The sequence below is a fragment of the Bradyrhizobium sp. BWC-3-1 genome (assembly GCF_032917965.1).
GTDB lineage: Bacteria > Pseudomonadota > Alphaproteobacteria > Rhizobiales > Xanthobacteraceae > Bradyrhizobium > Bradyrhizobium canariense_D.
In genome coordinates this window covers 3785535-3800382 of sequence record NZ_CP136625.1, presented here as the reverse complement: position 1 = coordinate 3800382, position 14848 = coordinate 3785535, and the positions used below count along the sequence as shown (strand labels likewise).

Genomic DNA, 14848 nt, shown 5'->3' with positions numbered 1-14848 from the left:
GCGGTAGAATGTTGTTCATGGACGCAGCGATTGGCGCGGCGGGAATGAAAGGGCAAGACATCATGGCTAAAGCAGAATTCATCAAGGGCGCGAAATACAAAGTGCTGGGAAATACCGACTATCCGGTTTGCGACTGCTGCGGCAAAACCAATCTGACCCGCGCTGTTGGTCTGGAAAGCGAGTGCGGCGAAATCCTGAACGTCGGCGTTATCTGCGCATCCAAGCTGCTGCGCCAAAACTACATGGGCAAGACTTATAAGGCATCGCCGGAAGCCGTCCTGTCCATGGGCAAGCGCGTGAAGCGCGAAGGTGGCAACACCTACCTGACCGCCGCCTAAACCAACCCGCGCCCTTCGGGGCGCATCAACGAAAGGGCATCATGGCCGAACACATCAATCAGCCGACCGAACCGGCGCTGAATCCGTTTAACGCAATGGGCAAGCCGATTCCACCGGATGCGCGCCAGGCTGGCTTCGACACATGCAAAGCAATGGGCCTGGATTCCGCCCGTGCTTGGGAATGCACCAGCTCCACCGCCGAACAACTGGAACGTGACCAGCCTTACAAGGCCCAGGGCGCAGCAATGAAGTTCCTTGACCTGACCGGCAGTTACCGACTGATGGCCGCGCTACTGGCGCACGCTGCTGCCGCCTAATCAGCTACAACCCAGCACCACCCCACGCCGCGCACGACGCGGCTTTATCGTTGAAGGCGTCGGCATGGGGCTAGCGCGCAATGAAAGGGATTTATGAAACTCTGCATAGCGTATGCTTCTGGCGGCATGAAGATGCTGGCAACGTTGGAGCCGCCTAACGAATACGTCGCGATGGTTTTCAAAAAAGGCGACGGGGATGCTGCCGATGAAATTATTTCGGCGGTCAATGCGCATGACGACCTGGTGGCCGACAACAACGCGCTGCGGGACGAACTCGCACGCATGCGCGAAGACATGCAGACGGCGCAACAGAACTGGATGGATGGCGCAGAGGAATTGCGGCAGCAGGATGCTGAACTGGCGAAGCTGCGCGACCAGACGCGACAGTTGGTGGAAGCGCTTAAAGCAGCCCGCGAAAGCATTGAACACTTCACCGATGACGGGACCGGGTTCCGCGAATCCGAGGCCACTGCGGATATCCAGGACATCGACAAGGCACTGGCCGCAGCGGGTGCAGCATGATGCCGCTGGTGGCTGTCGTCGTGGTGTGCGTGGTGCTGGCGCTGGCTGTGCGGCTGTATTGCAGGATGGTGCGGGCGCAGGAGGGTGCGAAATGAGCCACGATGGCGAAAAAATGATCGGTGTCGCGCTTGTCGCGCTGTTCGTCACGATTATGCTGATTGCCATCGCTTCGGGCATCAACCAAGGCAAGGAAAACGACGAATGCCGCAAGTGTGGCGGCACGCCAGTGAAGACCGAACGCGGCTATACCTGCATGAAACGGCAATGAAATCACTTCAACAACCGAAAGGATTTATGGATACCAAACTGAAAGAGGCTGCGGGGCGTGTGCGGGATTACTTGGGAGCAACCGCAAATTATCTGCCGCGATCCACGAACATATCGCGCATCGTTTCCCCTGGCGGCGATGAATACATGCTGGACGTGGCCGACGTGCTGGCGCTGGTGGATGCTGTGGAGGCGCAACGACGCCAGGTGCAGGCGCTGAACGAGGCAGGCTTCAAGGCGACCGCACAGCTGTGCGCTATCGGCTCCGTGTGCGAACTGAGCGGCCACGATGTAATCCGCCGCGACCATGTAATGGATGCTGTGGTGGAATGGCGCAAGGCTGTGGACCAGGCGAACGGTGCGCCCATGCTGTGGAATCACGCCGCGCCAGTGTTCAGCAACGACGGCCAGGAGCCTGACTGGAAGGAGTACGCGAAGGCGGAAGCGGAAGAAGCCATACATCAGGCCACGCAGTCGGAAGTTCTGGAGTGGATCAAGCGAGTTTGCCAGCAGGTCAAGGATGATCGTTTGGAGCGTTACCGGACTGGCGTTGATGAAAAGTTCTTCACGTTCACTTTGAACGAAATGCTTCACCTACTGCCCATTCTGTCCACCTACGGCAAGCCAGGCCAGGCGCGCACAATGGACGCAGACGGCGGCCCCAACTATCTAGAGCCAGAAGAACTGCGGGACCAGGTGCGCACGCTGTCAGGCGCGCTGGAAACGATCCGCCAGACACTGAAATCTGTAGGCGCAGCGTGACCAAAGTCTACCGCCACGACCGCACGCAGATTGCCCTGCAGGCCATGCCTGGCACACTGAAGGACATGGCCGACCGCATCGACGCACCGAAGGCAACTGTGCAACACTGGATTCAAGACCTGCGCGCGTGTGGGTGGGCGCACGTCGGCAAGTGGCAGCGCACAGAGGGACCAGGCGGCATCGTTCCCGTGTTCTATGCGGGACCAGGGCGTGATGCGCCATGCAAGCTTGAGGCGCTGACCAGGACGGAAGTGCAGCAGCGATACCGCAAGCGACTACGCAAGTCGGAAGACTACCCGCACATCAGAGCCAAGATGACGGCGAAGCAGCGGCTGAAGCGCCAGTTGGTGAAACTGAAAGGCCGAACGCCGACGCCGTTTGATGCGTTGATGATGTGACCAGAACCCGCCGTGTGCGGGTTTTCTTTTGTAGCAGTGCATGTAGCAGTAGTAGTAGTGTATAATTGTAGCAGTGCATATGCACTTACAACCACTATAGGACTGCTACAAACTATGGATATTGCTACTTTCAAGCGCGCAGAAAAGGCTGCGCATGACTTCATCGCTACGCATGGCACTGACCATGTGCCCTACAATACGCTACTGACACTGTGCTACATCGACGAAAAGCTGTCGCCAGTAGCTACCGGAAGTGCACATGCTGTAGCAGTGCAGAAGCCATCACTACCAGCCAGTGCAGGCAGCAGCGTGGATGCGCCGCAGTGGTTCATCGACGGACTGACGCAGTTCGCTGGTCGCAAAGTATCATCCAGCGTGATCCTGAAGGCGCTGGGCCGCACTGCGGACATCGCCGCATCCCGCCAGGCTGGCGTATGGTTGCGCGAGATCGTTGGCGAGCCGTCGCGAAGCAATGGGCAGACAGTTTTCGCTATTCCGGCGAAGGAAGTTCATTCAGGCGCTGCAAATGATGAAGAAGATGAACACGAAAACCCACTTCATCCAAACATTCCGCTTGCATCGCGGGTGGACTATTTCCTGTCTCAATATCAGGGGACGTTCACTGTTCAAGAGATTACCAAAGCAATCGGCGGCAGCGACAACATCAAAGATCACCACATCGTCAATTGGGCACTCAAGGATCGGAAGGTGCCGCAGGACCGCGACCACTTCATAGTTGGTCTTCGCTGATCGAGCAAACCGCTTTCGGGCGGTTTTTTTATTGCCCTACCAATGACCAACTTAGTCAGCGATGAAATTAGATGGTCATCTGTAAGTCTATGATTTTATTATATTGATGACCAACTACTATCTATGACAAGGTTTTAAAAGAAAAAGGCATGCTATCAAGTAGTGGTGGTAGTAGCACACACGAGATAACCACCACTACCACCAGACATAGGTCGTACCTTTTATAGAAAATGGTGTTGTGCTTGTCAGTGGTCATGCTGTTGGTCAGCAACAACACACAGAAAACATTTCCTGAATCTACTTATTTCCACGCGCCTATATTACAATTCGGCATTCACATTTCACGGATGCCAACATGGAATTGCCTGCCAGTGTTCAGGAGATAGCTGACGTTATCGGGCGTGACAAAGCGTTATTGCTGATTGGCAAGCTTCCGAGGTCGTACAGTCGCGATAAACGTTACCCCGGCGCGAAGAATTCCACGTTGGTGATGTACGTTCCGACCGTGAAGCGGCTGGGCCTGGACCACTTCCTGGTTAAGACGCTGGGCTACATTGACGCGGTGAAGATGTGCGAAGCGTTCGGCGGGGAAATTATGTACCCGGCTTCGTGCGCAAACATTCATCGCGCATTTCGTGACCAGTCGATTCTGTCCATGGTGCGCGCTGGGATGCGGCCCGTGAACGTGGCGGCGATTATCGGCGTGTCGGAGCGGCATGTGCGCAACCTGGCGAAGGAAAACCCACCAGAGGTTTGCCCTGTGGCATCGAACGATAATGCGGAGGTCAACAATGAGGCCGCCGCATAAATGGAACGACAGCACGAAACAGTAGACGCAGCAGTTGCTGCGATTGGGTCCAAGGTCACTTATGCCGGGTCAGCATCCAGTGTGCTGGGCTGGTTGGCGACAAGTGAAGCCGGGATAGTTATCGGCATCCTGGTGGCCATCATTGGCCTGGTAGTGAATGTGTTTTTCAAGCTGCGCGAGGATCTCAGGCAGCAGGAAGAACACAATGAGCGCATGAGGCTGTTGCACGCCGAAGGCGCGCATCATGAGTAAGCAGCGGATTGCTGTTGCTGTGCTGTCCATCAGCGCGGCAGCATTTGCAACGTGGCAGGCCAGCGAAGGGTTTGCGCCGAAGGCTGAAATCCCGACGCAGGGCGATGTGCCGACGATTGGGTATGGTTCGACCACGTATGAAGACGGCAGCCGTGTACAGATGGGCGACACGATCACCAGGGCGCGTGCTGTGCAGCTGGCCCGAAATCTCGCATCGAAAGACGAAGCGAAGTTCAGGGCGTCGCTGCCTGGTGTGGAGTTGTACCAGGAGGAATACGACACGTACCTGGACTTCACCGGGCAGTATGGCATCGGCAACTGGCGGCAATCGAGCATGCGCGGTTATCTGATGGATGGGAAGTATGCGGCGGCTTGCAAGTCGCTGCTGCGGTACAGGTTCGCTGCTGGGTATGACTGCAGCACGCTGGTTAATGGCCAGCCGAATAGGCGCTGCTGGGGCGTGTGGGTACGTCAGAAGCAGCGATTTGATAAATGTATGGGGGCGCAATGATTCGAGATTATTTGTACATCACCAAAGCCCGCGCGCTGGCCGTGGGCCTGACGCATGAGGGTACGCTGTTTGGCGTTCCTGCCTGGTTCGCTGATGTGAGCGACGAACGCGTGGGAGCGGCAACGCCGAAAGCCCCGCTGCTGAATGCATGGTGCTGGCTGGCAGACAAGTCTTTTGACCTGGCGGCCTACTTCATACCCGCAGGCCGCGTGCTGGTATCGCCTATCCATGTCAAGGGGCGCATTCAATGAGCGTGCTGGACACAATCGAAACAGCGACGAAGCCATGGTGGCTTCGTCTTTTGCCTTATGTGCTGGCCGTGGCTGCTGTCCTGTCGGCGTTGTGGGCGGCCTATAGCTTCGGCGCTGATGTGACCGCAGAGCATTACAAGCGCGTCATTGCACAGCACGATGCGGACAACAGTAAGGCGCTGGCCGCCGAGCAGCTGCGCTATCGCGGCCTGGAACAGCAGCACGTCGCCGACATGGCGGCCATTGACCAACAGCACCAACAGGAGATTGCCGAACGTGAAGCTATTTCAAACCGCACTATTGCTGACCTGCGCGCTGGCGCTGTCGGGCTGCGCGACAAGTTCACCACATGCCAGCGCACCAGGGGCACAACCGCCCCAGCTGGCACCAGCGCCAGCAAGCGTGATGAAGCCGCGTCCCTCAACCTTCGGACAGAGGATGCGGGAATTCTTGTTCAACTCGCCGACGAAGCCGACAGCGTAGCGGACCAGCTGCGCAGCTGCCAGGGCGTGGTGCGTGCTGATCGCAAGGGGCAATGATGCTGGCTGACTACCTGACCATGCCAACGCTGGCGGACATGCAGCCCGCACCACGGCCACGCCGTACTGGATGGGCAGGCAGGCCGACCAGCATACCTGATGCCATCGTGGCAGCTATCCGCTGGGACTATGACCATGGGCTGATGTCGTTGGCTCAACTGCGAGCGAAGTACCCGCAAGTCGGGCGCACACACGTGTGGCACATCGTCAATCGCACGACGCGTTCGCACATCGCGGCAGACGAGGGAGACGCACCATGATGGCGCATTTTTGTTGTTTGTTTGCAACAACGGGTCCTTCCGAGGCCCCCCACCCTTAGCGGGGGCATAAGCTCCGCGCCTTTCCATATCTGCGTGGGTTCTAAAAACTCAATTTATCATTACTAAAAGCAATAAAGCATGGGCCTGAAACTGAACCGAAGCGGGCTTGCCGAAGCACAAGGCGTTTCCCTTCCAACCATTGACCGCTGGGTAAAAGACGGCATGCCAGTGGGGCAGCGCGGCAGCCGTGGCGTTGAATGGGTTTTCGACCTGGCAGATGTAATACGATGGCGCATCGAGCGGGCCACCGCCGACGCCAACGCCGGCGCACCGGACGACCTGGCCGCCATCGAAAAGCGGACGGCCCAGGCCAAGATGTTGACCGCTGAACTGGAACTGGCGAAGAAGAAAGGCGAGGTTGCGCCCGTCCGCGATTTCGAACGCGCCCAGGCCAAAGTCTTCGCGCAAATCCGCGCCAACGTCATGAACGTGCCGCAGCGCTGCGTAATCCAGTTGCTGGGCGAAACCGATGAAACAATTTTCAAGGACAAGCTGCGCAAGGAATTGACGCTGGCGCTGCAGGCCGCTGCCGAAGCCGACTTGACCCTGGAAGACGAAGACGATGACAGCGAGGGCGACGACTAACGGCAAACCCACCAGAGGAACAGCGAGCCAGCGCCGTTCAAGATGACGCTTTCACTACATGGAAGCGTTTATGAGCCGGCTCGAACTACACCTTGGCGACTGCCTTCACACCATGCGCGGCATGGCGGACAACAGCGTTGACCTAATCCTGACCGACCCGCCTTACTTCAAGGTGAAAGACGAACCCTGGGACAACCAGTGGGCCAAGCCGCAGCAATTCCTAGCCTGGCTGGACACTGTGCTGCAGGAATTCCAGCGCATCCTGAAGCCGAACGGCAGCATTTACCTGTTCGCCAGCCCGCAGATGGCAACGCGCGTAGAAACGCTGATCGCGCAGCGGTTCGACGTGCTGAACAGCATCCGCTGGTACAAGGAAAGCGGGTGGCACAGGAAACAGCGCAAGGAAGACCTGCGTACATATCTGCAGCCATGGGAGGCAGTTCTGTTTGCGGAACATCGTGGCGCTGAACTGTTCGAACCAAAAGGCCAGCCTGGTTATCGCGGCGAACTGGACAAACTGAAGGCCAAGACCTTCGCGCCGCTTCGCGCCTACATGGACGGCGAACTGCAGCGTTCCGGCTTGGACAAGCACGAAGTGAACAAGCTGATGGGCTTCGCGCCAAGCGGCATGGCATCGTCCAGGTACTTTGGATCATCCCAGTGGCAACTGCCGACCGCTACGCACTACGAATCAATGCGCGCCGTCATGCGCCAGCATGGTGATGCGGCTGACAGTCTTCCCATGGATTACGCGGACGTGCGCGCCCAGTTCGACGCGCTGCAGGCGGACTTCGACCGCTCCGCCGCCGCGCTTGAATATTTGCGCCGCCCCTTCGCAGTCACCGCCGAGACGCCACACACAGACCTGTGGACATTCGCGCCTGTGCAGCCATACGCTGGCAAGCATCCATGCGAGAAGCCAGCTGCCATGCTGGAACACATCATCACGGCCAGCACACGACCTGGCGCTGTCGTGTTTGATGCCTTCATGGGCACTGGCAGCACCGGCATTGCGTCCGTGAAGCTGGGCCGTAATTTCATCGGCTGCGAAATGGCCGCGCATCACTTCGCTGACTCGCAGCAACGCATCGCTGACGCCATGCCGCAGCCCGCCAACGACAACGCCGTATGCAATCACGCCGCAGCAGCTTAATCGAAGCCATTGCCAACACCGCCATCGGCTACCTGGTGGCCGTGGCGGCGCAGGCCGTCATCCTGCCCGCGTTCGGCATCGTTGCCAGCGCGGGCCAACACCTGGGCATCGCGGCTTGCTTCACTGCCTTTAGCCTGGCGCGCAGTTACGCCATGCGCCGATTATTCAACCGCCGAACATGACTATAATTGCCGAAGCCTTCCGTAACGCGGAAGCCGTACTGGCCGCCATCCGCCGCGCCGCCGTGAACCTGATCCCGCCGAAGGACATGTTGCCATCCGAATGGGCGATGGAAAACGTGCGCATCCCAGTCGGCAATGCGATCCCCGGCCCTATCGACTTCGACAACGCGCCGTATCAGCGCGGCATGCTGGACGCGATCAAAATCCCTGGCATCCGCCGCATCGACTACATGACCGGCGCGCAGCTGGGCAAGACGACCGTGCAGCAGTGCATCACCGGGTATTTCATCGCGCACGAACCACGTTCCCAAATCCTGGTGCAGCCGACCCAGGGCGACGTGCAGACATTCCTAGAAACGAAGCTGCGCCCGATGCTGGACGCGAACCCTGCCATTGCCGACAAGATGGCGAAGCAGCGCGGGCGCGAAGGCGTCAACAACAGCCGCATCATTTCGTATGTCGGCGGCTGGCTTATGTTCAGCTGGGCCGGTTCGCCAAAGACCCTGCGGGGCCGTTCCGCGCCTATCACGCAGGCCGACGAAGTGGACGGCATGGACGCAACACCTGAAGGCGATCCCGTCGAACTGCTGTCGCAGCGCGCCGCCACGTTTGGCGACCAGGCGCTGAACACACGCAGCAGCACGCCGACCGTCAAAGGCGCATCGCGCATCGAAACCGGATTCGAAGAAGGCGACCAGCGCCGCTATTATGTCGGCTGCCCTGACTGCGACGAACCGCAATATTTCAAGTGGGCGAACGTCCGCTGGGAAGGCCGCCGTTCGACGGAAATCAAGGAATGGGAACAGGACGTGGGCCAGGAGCATCAGCCGGAAACGGCGATGTATTCCTGCGAGCATTGCGGCTGCCTGTGGGATGACGGCCAGCGCATCGCGGCAATCCGCAACGCAGAAAAGCTGGGGCACGGATGGAAGGCCGCAAAACCGTTCAAGGGCCACGCGTCGTTCCACGCGCCTGAAATGCTTTCAACGTTCCGCCGCCTGCGCGACATCGTGCAGTCGTACCTGGACAAAATCGCCGTGGGCGACATCCAGTCGTTCCAGAACGTCAGCCTGGCGGAAACGTTCGAAGAAACTGGAGAGAAGGCAGACCCGACCACGCTGCAGGGCCGCGCGCAGCTGGAAGACTGGGTGCAGGACGAAGTGCAAGTGCCAGCTGGTGGCGCGTACATCACCGCTGGCATCGACATGCAGAACGACCGTCTGGAAGCGGAGATTGTCGCCTGGGGCGTCGGTGAGGAATCGTGGAGCGTTGATTATCGCGTGCTGTGGGGCGATACCATGCAGCAGGACGTGTGGGACGACCTAGACGACTTGTTGGCAGAAGAATTCCGCCACGAAAGCGGCGCGCTACTGTCTATCAGTTCCGCCGTGCTGGACACTGGCGGCACCGCTGGCCACACGCAGCGCGCCTACGAATACGCCAAGGGCAAGACTGGACGCCGCCTGTTTGCTGGCAAGGGCATGGGCGGCTGGGGCATTCCGATTGTGCAGGCACCGCAGCGCCGACAGTCCGGCAAGCAGCGCAGGAAGGTTGACCTGTTCATTGTCGGCACTGACGAAGCCAAGCTGATGGTGATGCGCCGCCTGGCGCAGGCAAAGCCTGGTCCTGGTTACTGTCATATCCCTGCGGATCGCGACGAAGAATTTTACAAGCAGATCACGGCAGAAAAGCTGATTACTCGCTACGTGAAGGGCCAGCCAGTGCGCGAGTGGCACAAGGCACCAAAGGCGCGAAATGAGGCACTTGACTGCCGCGTCTACGCATACGCGGCACTGAAGATCACGCAGCCCAATCTGAAGAAGATCGCGGAGCGCCTGAAAGTCCTTATTCCGCGCGAAAAATGGCTGCAAAAACCGGAAGAAACCGCCGAAAAACCAGCAAAAACGCCCGAAAAACCAGCTGAAAAGCAGCAGGAAAACCCACCAGAGGAACAACGGAAGCGTGTCGTTCAAACTGCACAGGTGCGTCAGTCTGCGCCTGCGAAGGCGACGAAGCGACGCAATTTCGTGAATAACTGGTGATGGGCATACGTGAACGACATTCTTCCAGCAAAAATTAGTGCTGGCCTGACATTTTCCAAGCTGGTGACACTGACATGCTACCCGGCGACGGGCTGGCAGTTGTCTTTGTCGCTGCGTGGTCCGTCCGTCATCGACCTTGCAGGCGTTGCTGACGGCGTTCAGCACAAGCTGGAAGCATCTGCCGACACTACTGCAGCATGGACGCCAGGTCTTTACGTCTACAGCGCCCGCGTGTCTGCCGATGGCGTCGTGATCGAGGTTGACGCGGGCACCGTAGAAATTCTTGCCGACGTTGCGCAGCTGCCTGCTGGCGGCGACATGCGCAGCCATAACCGCATCGTCCTGGAGAACATCCGCGCGGTTATCGAGAAACGCGCGACGCAGGACCAGCAGCGATACCTTATCAGCACGCCGAACGGCCCGCGCGAACTGTGGCGCACGCCGCTGAAGGACTTGCTGCTGCTTGAACAAACCTACCTGGCCCGCGTGCGCGCTGAAGATGCCGCTGCACGTGGCGGCAACGTATTCGGGCGCGAAGTCCGCGTAAGGCTCAAATGATTTTCAACCTGTTTAAACGCAGTGCGCCAGCGGCTGCTGTATCTGCAGCCGCGCCACTGGCCGACAACCGACCAGAACGCGGACTGCGCCAGGCGGCGCGCGCCGCAACGCGTGCAGCAACTCGCATGTTCGCATCGGCGCAATCCGACCGCCTGACGAAAAGCTGGGGCAGCACGCCGCTGACCGCTGACGACATCGTGTCACGCAACCAGGTTGCTCTGGTGGCGCGGTCCCGCGAAATGGTGGCCAACAACGACCATGCACGCGCGTTCATGCGCATGTGCCGTCAGAATATCGTCGGCCCCTCTGGCGTGATGCTGCAGGCGCAGTCCAGGAGCGCGCGCGGAAAGCTGGACAAAGAAGCCAACGAGGCAATTGAATACGCATGGTGCGAATGGGGCCACCGCAAGAACTGCACCGTCACCGGCAAGAAAAGCTGGCGCGCTGTGCAGGCTGGCTGCGTTCAATCTGCCGCGAAAGACGGCGAATTCTTCGTGCGGAAGATCTACGGCGCCGACGCTGGGCCGTGGGGTTTTGCGCTGCAGACAATCGACGCCCAGCGATGCCCTGTCACCCTGGATGTTCAGCGCCTGAACGGCGGAAGTAACTTCGTCCGCGCTGGCATCGAGTTCAACCGCTTCGGGCGGCCAGTGGCCTACTACTTCACGACCACGGACGAAAGCGAGCAGCAGTTCGTCTATGGCGGCACCGCGCACGTGCGCATTCCTGCCGACCAGATCATTCACGGCTTCGTGGATGAGATGGAAGGTCAGAAGCGCGGCCTGCCGTGGATGGCCACTGGCCTGCTGCGCCTGCGCAATCTGCAGGGCTACGAAGAAGCCGCCGTGATCGGCCAGCGCATCAGCGCGTCGAAGATGGGCTGGATTGCGTTCGACAAGGACACTGACGGCCCTGATTACGACGAAGAAAACCCGCCAGAAATCGACGCAGACCCTGGCACGTTCGGCATCTTGCCGCGTGGTGCGCACATCGAAACGTTCGCACCTGCGGCATCGTCTGGCGAGTTCCTGCCGTTTACGAAGCACACCCTGCGCGGCATCGCTGCGGGCTGGGGCGTTCCGTACAACGAACTGGCCGCCGACCTGGAAGGCGTGAACTTTAGCAGCATCCGCCAGGGCACGCTGGACAGCCGCGAATACTGGAAAGAACTGCAGGAATGGCTGACCGAAGAACTGGTGCAGCCAGTCTTCGAAGCCTGGCTGGCTTACTCGCTGGTGGCTGGTCGCATCGCCTACAAAAACAAGCCGCTGCAGGCGTCGAAGATTGACCAGTACAGCGAGGTTTCTTGGCAGCCGCGCCGCTGGCAGTGGATCGACCCGCGCGCCGACGTCGACGCCGCTGTGGAGTCGAAAAACAATTTCCTGAAGTCGCCAGGCGAAATCATCCGCGAGCAAGGCAGCGACCCACAAACAGTGTGGATCGAAACGGCCCGCGACATGCGCGCCCAGGTGGACGCGCTGGAGGCTGAAGGGTTCAGCAAAGAAGAAGCAATGGACCTGGTGAAGATGGGCTTTGGCATCCAACCGAAGCCACCAGCGCCAGCAGCAAAACCGCAACCGAAAGCAACCGAATGAATATCCGACACCTGATGACGCGAGACGCGCAGGAAGGCGCGGCCAGCAAGGCCGTGCAACGCATGGCAGAACTAGCGAAGAAGCCTCAGCAGCGCCAGGCAAGCGTGGGCGCCGTCGATATCGAAGCGCGCACTGTTGAACTGTCGTTTTCCAGTGAACTGGAATACCGCCGCTGGTTCGGCATCGAAATCCTGGGCCACGCACCTGGCGAAGTCCGCATGGATCGCCTGCAGGACGGGGCTGCTGTCCTTTGGAATCACAACTGGGACGACCAGCGGGGCGTCGTTGAATCGGCGCGCATTGAAAACGGGGTTGGCCGCGCCGTCATCCGCCTGAGTAAGTCGGCGGCTGGCGAACAGCTTCTGCAGGACATCGCAGACGGCATCGTGTCGAAAGTCAGCGTTGGCTACATGGTCCACGGCCTGAAGCTGATCGAGGAACGCGAAGACGTGGACGTGTTCCGCGTCATCGACTGGGAGCCGTTCGAAATTTCGCCTGTCAGCGTGCCTGCCGACCCGACGGTGGGCATTGGCCGTTCGCTGGAAAACCCACCAGAGGAACAGCCGAAAGAAACACCGGATGATGCGACCAGCATCAACGATTCCGCAGCAACGCGGGCAACTACCGAGGAACAAAAACTTATGAAATATCGCTACTTCCGCGACGCCCAGGGCAACATGTGCCGCGTTGCGCAGGACGAAAACGGCAAGGATGTCGGCGCGTCCGAAATCATCGAAGCCGCAGGCGCGGATACTCATTCGCGCAACATGGGCGCTGACGCTGAACGCGCACGCACCAATGCCATCCTGGCACTGGGCGACAAGTTCGACGCCCGCGACCTGGCCGCGCAGATGGTGCGTGACAACAAGTCCGAAAAGGACATGCAGGACGCCCTGCTGGAGCGCTTCAACCAGCGCACCAACAAGCCGCTGAACGAGCAGAACCGCACTGCTGAAATCGGCATGTCCGCCGAAGACGTGTCGCGCTTCAGCTTCCTGCGCGCCGCCCGTGCTCTGCATCCGAACGCGACCCGCGCTGACCGCGAAGCCGCAGCCTTCGAATTCGAATGCTCCGAAAACGCACAGCGCGCCACCGGCAAGACCGCGCAGGGCATCCTGATCCCTGCCGACGTGCTGGGCGCAACCTCCCGCGTGTTCAATGCTGGCGGTGTCCCTGGCACTGGCCAGTCCGGCGCGCACCTGGTCCCGCACACCGTTTCCACTTCGTGGATCGACCAGCTGAAGAACCGTTCGGTGATGATGCGCCTGGCCACCGTGATGTCCGGCCTGATTGGCTCCATGGACATCCCGAAGAAGACCGACCGCGCGAAGGCTTACTGGCTGGGTGAAGGTCAGGACGCGACCGAAACCGGCATGGACTTCGGCCAGATCACCATCACCCCGAAGACCGTTGCGGCCTACATCGACATCACCCGCAAGCTGCTGAGCCAGTCTTCGCCTGATGCTGAAGCCCTGGTGCGCAAGGACCTGTCCGACGCCGTGGGCGAGGCAATTGACATCGCCGCCATTTACGGCACTGGCACCCAGTACCAGCCGCGTGGTCTGAAGAACTACAACGGCATGAACGCCGTTGACTTCGCCACCGCGCAGAAGCCGACCTTCGCGGAACTGGTTGCCATGGAAACCGAGATTGCCGCCGACAACGCGGACATCGGCAGCATGGCCTACCTGATGCACTCCCGCCTGCGCGGCTGGATGAAGACCACGCCGAAGTTTGGCAGCGGCACCGAAACCACCATTTGGGAACCGGGCAACACCGTCAACGGCTACCGCACCGAAGTGACCAACCAGGTGAACGCTGGCGATATGTTCTTCGGCAACTTCGCGGACTTCCTGATTGCGATGTGGGGCGGCCTGGACATGATCGTGGATACGTCCAGCCTGTCGAAGTCGGGCGGCACTCGTATCGTTGTGTTCCAGGATGTTGACTTCGCGCTGCGTCGCCTGGAATCCATCTGCTACGGCAGCGACACCGTTTCGTAAGCCTAGCGGCTGACGTGAACCAGAAAGGGCGGCCAAGCGTCGCCCTTTTTTGAAGCGAACGAAGGAATTTCAACCAAATGAAAACCGCAAACATCAAACTGACCGCCGCCATTGTCGTGGACGGCAAGATTGCCAAGGCTGGCAGCATCATTGAAGCGCCTGAAGATCACGCAAAGGGCCTGATCCTGCGCGGCAAGGCCGAACTGGCGACTGTAGCCGACGAAGCGCCTGCGGAAGTCGAGGCAGACGAAGTTGACGGCGAAGACAAGCCGAAGGCCAAGGCAAAGAAGTAATTTCAAAATCCCACTGAGGAATAAAACACCATGCAAGTTATCGCAAATCTGAGCCAGGCCGTTGTGGCACCGTCCAAGCGCATCACAGCGACTGACACCAGCGCCGCCGTTGACCTTTCCGCCTTCACTGGCGAAGTCCTGTTCGAACTGAATTCGTCCGCCATGGAAGGCGCGGCGCAAACCTCCGACGTGAAGCTGACCCACTGCGACACCAGCGGCGGCACCTACACCGACAGCGGCATTGCATTCGACCAGATCACCACCGCTGGTGGCGCATCCTTCCAGTCGAAGTTGCGCAACGTTGACGGCCTGAAGCAGTTCGTCAAAGTCGTGAACACCCTGGGCGGCAGCACCCCTGCTGTTACCTTCGGCGTGACCATCACCGGCAAAAAAGGCGCGTAA

21 protein-coding genes are annotated in these 14848 nt (G+C 59.5%); all 21 read left to right on the top strand.

Going from position 1 to position 14848, the window contains the following annotated elements; all coding sequences use genetic code 11:
- Positions 1-17 precede the first annotated feature (17 nt).
- The 21 genes from RX329_RS18285 (at position 18) to RX329_RS18185 (ending at position 14848) form a co-directional block, all read left to right on the top strand.
- Positions 18-338 (top strand): hypothetical protein, encoded by a 321-nt coding sequence (locus RX329_RS18285; RefSeq protein ID WP_317246243.1) that lies wholly within the window; start codon positions 18-20, stop codon positions 336-338.
- A 41-nt stretch (positions 339-379) separates the two neighbouring features.
- Positions 380-655, top strand: coding sequence for a hypothetical protein (locus tag RX329_RS18280; protein ID WP_317246242.1), 276 nt, complete (start codon positions 380-382; stop codon positions 653-655).
- A 93-nt stretch (positions 656-748) separates the two neighbouring features.
- Positions 749-1177: a hypothetical protein gene (locus tag RX329_RS18275; RefSeq protein ID WP_317246241.1), complete on the top strand. Its 429-nt coding sequence runs from the start codon at positions 749-751 to the stop codon at positions 1175-1177.
- A gap of 91 nt (positions 1178-1268) precedes the next feature.
- A complete protein-coding gene (locus RX329_RS18270; RefSeq protein ID WP_317246240.1) occupies positions 1269-1445 on the top strand; it encodes a hypothetical protein in 177 nt (58 codons plus the stop codon).
- Positions 1442-2206, top strand: a complete 765-nt coding sequence (locus RX329_RS18265) for a hypothetical protein (RefSeq protein ID WP_317246239.1) — start codon at positions 1442-1444, stop codon at positions 2204-2206. Before RX329_RS18270 ends, RX329_RS18265 begins: the two co-directional genes overlap by 4 nt.
- Positions 2203-2604 carry a hypothetical protein gene (locus tag RX329_RS18260; protein ID WP_317246238.1) on the top strand — a complete coding sequence of 134 codons (402 nt, stop codon included), beginning with the start codon at positions 2203-2205 and terminating at the stop codon, positions 2602-2604. Before RX329_RS18265 ends, RX329_RS18260 begins: the two co-directional genes overlap by 4 nt.
- Before the next feature lie 114 nt (positions 2605-2718).
- On the top strand, positions 2719-3354 hold the full coding sequence (locus RX329_RS18255) for a hypothetical protein (RefSeq protein ID WP_317246237.1): 636 nt from the start codon (positions 2719-2721) through the stop codon (positions 3352-3354).
- Between the two features lie 355 nt (positions 3355-3709).
- Positions 3710-4162 (top strand): hypothetical protein, encoded by a 453-nt coding sequence (locus tag RX329_RS18250; RefSeq protein ID WP_317246236.1) that lies wholly within the window; start codon positions 3710-3712, stop codon positions 4160-4162.
- Positions 4163-4414: a holin gene (locus RX329_RS18245; RefSeq protein WP_317246235.1), complete on the top strand. Its 252-nt coding sequence runs from the start codon at positions 4163-4165 to the stop codon at positions 4412-4414.
- Complete coding sequence (locus RX329_RS18240) at positions 4407-4925, top strand: glycoside hydrolase family protein (protein ID WP_317246234.1); 519 nt, start codon at positions 4407-4409, stop codon at positions 4923-4925. Before RX329_RS18245 ends, RX329_RS18240 begins: the two co-directional genes overlap by 8 nt.
- A complete protein-coding gene (locus tag RX329_RS18235) occupies positions 4922-5176 on the top strand; it encodes a hypothetical protein (RefSeq protein ID WP_317246233.1) in 255 nt (84 codons plus the stop codon). Before RX329_RS18240 ends, RX329_RS18235 begins: the two co-directional genes overlap by 4 nt.
- Complete coding sequence (locus RX329_RS18230) at positions 5173-5715, top strand: lysis system i-spanin subunit Rz (RefSeq protein ID WP_317246232.1); 543 nt, start codon at positions 5173-5175, stop codon at positions 5713-5715. Before RX329_RS18235 ends, RX329_RS18230 begins: the two co-directional genes overlap by 4 nt.
- Positions 5716-6113: 398 nt before the next feature.
- Entirely contained in the window at positions 6114-6620 is a 507-nt protein-coding gene (locus RX329_RS18225) for a terminase small subunit (protein WP_317246231.1), read from the top strand.
- A gap of 70 nt (positions 6621-6690) precedes the next feature.
- On the top strand, positions 6691-7773 hold the full coding sequence (locus RX329_RS18220; RefSeq protein WP_317246230.1) for a site-specific DNA-methyltransferase: 1083 nt from the start codon (positions 6691-6693) through the stop codon (positions 7771-7773).
- Positions 7749-7955 (top strand): hypothetical protein, encoded by a 207-nt coding sequence (locus tag RX329_RS18215; RefSeq protein WP_317246229.1) that lies wholly within the window; start codon positions 7749-7751, stop codon positions 7953-7955. Before RX329_RS18220 ends, RX329_RS18215 begins: the two co-directional genes overlap by 25 nt.
- Positions 7952-9997, top strand: a complete 2046-nt coding sequence (locus RX329_RS18210; RefSeq protein ID WP_317246228.1) for a phage terminase large subunit family protein — start codon at positions 7952-7954, stop codon at positions 9995-9997. The genes RX329_RS18215 and RX329_RS18210 overlap by 4 nt, the downstream gene beginning before the upstream one ends.
- Positions 9998-10006: 9 nt before the next feature.
- Positions 10007-10555, top strand: a complete 549-nt coding sequence (locus tag RX329_RS18205; RefSeq protein WP_317246227.1) for a hypothetical protein — start codon at positions 10007-10009, stop codon at positions 10553-10555.
- Positions 10552-12150 carry a phage portal protein gene (locus RX329_RS18200; RefSeq protein WP_317246226.1) on the top strand — a complete coding sequence of 533 codons (1599 nt, stop codon included), beginning with the start codon at positions 10552-10554 and terminating at the stop codon, positions 12148-12150. The genes RX329_RS18205 and RX329_RS18200 overlap by 4 nt, the downstream gene beginning before the upstream one ends.
- The gene (locus RX329_RS18195; RefSeq protein WP_317246225.1) at positions 12147-14153 is read left to right on the top strand and encodes a phage major capsid protein; all 2007 of its coding nucleotides are present in this window, start codon (positions 12147-12149) and stop codon (positions 14151-14153) included. The genes RX329_RS18200 and RX329_RS18195 overlap by 4 nt, the downstream gene beginning before the upstream one ends.
- 77 nt (positions 14154-14230) lie before the next feature.
- Positions 14231-14446 carry a hypothetical protein gene (locus RX329_RS18190; protein WP_317246224.1) on the top strand — a complete coding sequence of 72 codons (216 nt, stop codon included), beginning with the start codon at positions 14231-14233 and terminating at the stop codon, positions 14444-14446.
- Between the two features lie 30 nt (positions 14447-14476).
- Entirely contained in the window at positions 14477-14848 is a 372-nt protein-coding gene (locus RX329_RS18185) for a hypothetical protein (RefSeq protein WP_317246223.1), read from the top strand.

Coding starts and splice junctions, on each gene's coding strand:
- RX329_RS18285 (WP_317246243.1), top strand. CDS start 18: ATGGACGCAGCGATTGGCGCGGCGGGAATGAAAGGGCAAGACATCATG.
- RX329_RS18280 (WP_317246242.1), top strand. CDS start 380: ATGGCCGAACACATCAATCAGCCGACCGAACCGGCGCTGAATCCGTTT.
- RX329_RS18275 (WP_317246241.1), top strand. CDS start 749: ATGAAACTCTGCATAGCGTATGCTTCTGGCGGCATGAAGATGCTGGCA.
- RX329_RS18270 (WP_317246240.1), top strand. CDS start 1,269: ATGAGCCACGATGGCGAAAAAATGATCGGTGTCGCGCTTGTCGCGCTG.
- RX329_RS18265 (WP_317246239.1), top strand. CDS start 1,442: ATGAAATCACTTCAACAACCGAAAGGATTTATGGATACCAAACTGAAA.
- RX329_RS18255 (WP_317246237.1), top strand. CDS start 2,719: ATGGATATTGCTACTTTCAAGCGCGCAGAAAAGGCTGCGCATGACTTC.
- RX329_RS18250 (WP_317246236.1), top strand. CDS start 3,710: ATGGAATTGCCTGCCAGTGTTCAGGAGATAGCTGACGTTATCGGGCGT.
- RX329_RS18245 (WP_317246235.1), top strand. CDS start 4,163: ATGGAACGACAGCACGAAACAGTAGACGCAGCAGTTGCTGCGATTGGG.
- RX329_RS18240 (WP_317246234.1), top strand. CDS start 4,407: ATGAGTAAGCAGCGGATTGCTGTTGCTGTGCTGTCCATCAGCGCGGCA.
- RX329_RS18235 (WP_317246233.1), top strand. CDS start 4,922: ATGATTCGAGATTATTTGTACATCACCAAAGCCCGCGCGCTGGCCGTG.
- RX329_RS18230 (WP_317246232.1), top strand. CDS start 5,173: ATGAGCGTGCTGGACACAATCGAAACAGCGACGAAGCCATGGTGGCTT.
- RX329_RS18225 (WP_317246231.1), top strand. CDS start 6,114: ATGGGCCTGAAACTGAACCGAAGCGGGCTTGCCGAAGCACAAGGCGTT.
- RX329_RS18220 (WP_317246230.1), top strand. CDS start 6,691: ATGAGCCGGCTCGAACTACACCTTGGCGACTGCCTTCACACCATGCGC.
- RX329_RS18215 (WP_317246229.1), top strand. CDS start 7,749: ATGCAATCACGCCGCAGCAGCTTAATCGAAGCCATTGCCAACACCGCC.
- RX329_RS18210 (WP_317246228.1), top strand. CDS start 7,952: ATGACTATAATTGCCGAAGCCTTCCGTAACGCGGAAGCCGTACTGGCC.
- RX329_RS18200 (WP_317246226.1), top strand. CDS start 10,552: ATGATTTTCAACCTGTTTAAACGCAGTGCGCCAGCGGCTGCTGTATCT.
- RX329_RS18195 (WP_317246225.1), top strand. CDS start 12,147: ATGAATATCCGACACCTGATGACGCGAGACGCGCAGGAAGGCGCGGCC.
- RX329_RS18190 (WP_317246224.1), top strand. CDS start 14,231: ATGAAAACCGCAAACATCAAACTGACCGCCGCCATTGTCGTGGACGGC.
- RX329_RS18185 (WP_317246223.1), top strand. CDS start 14,477: ATGCAAGTTATCGCAAATCTGAGCCAGGCCGTTGTGGCACCGTCCAAG.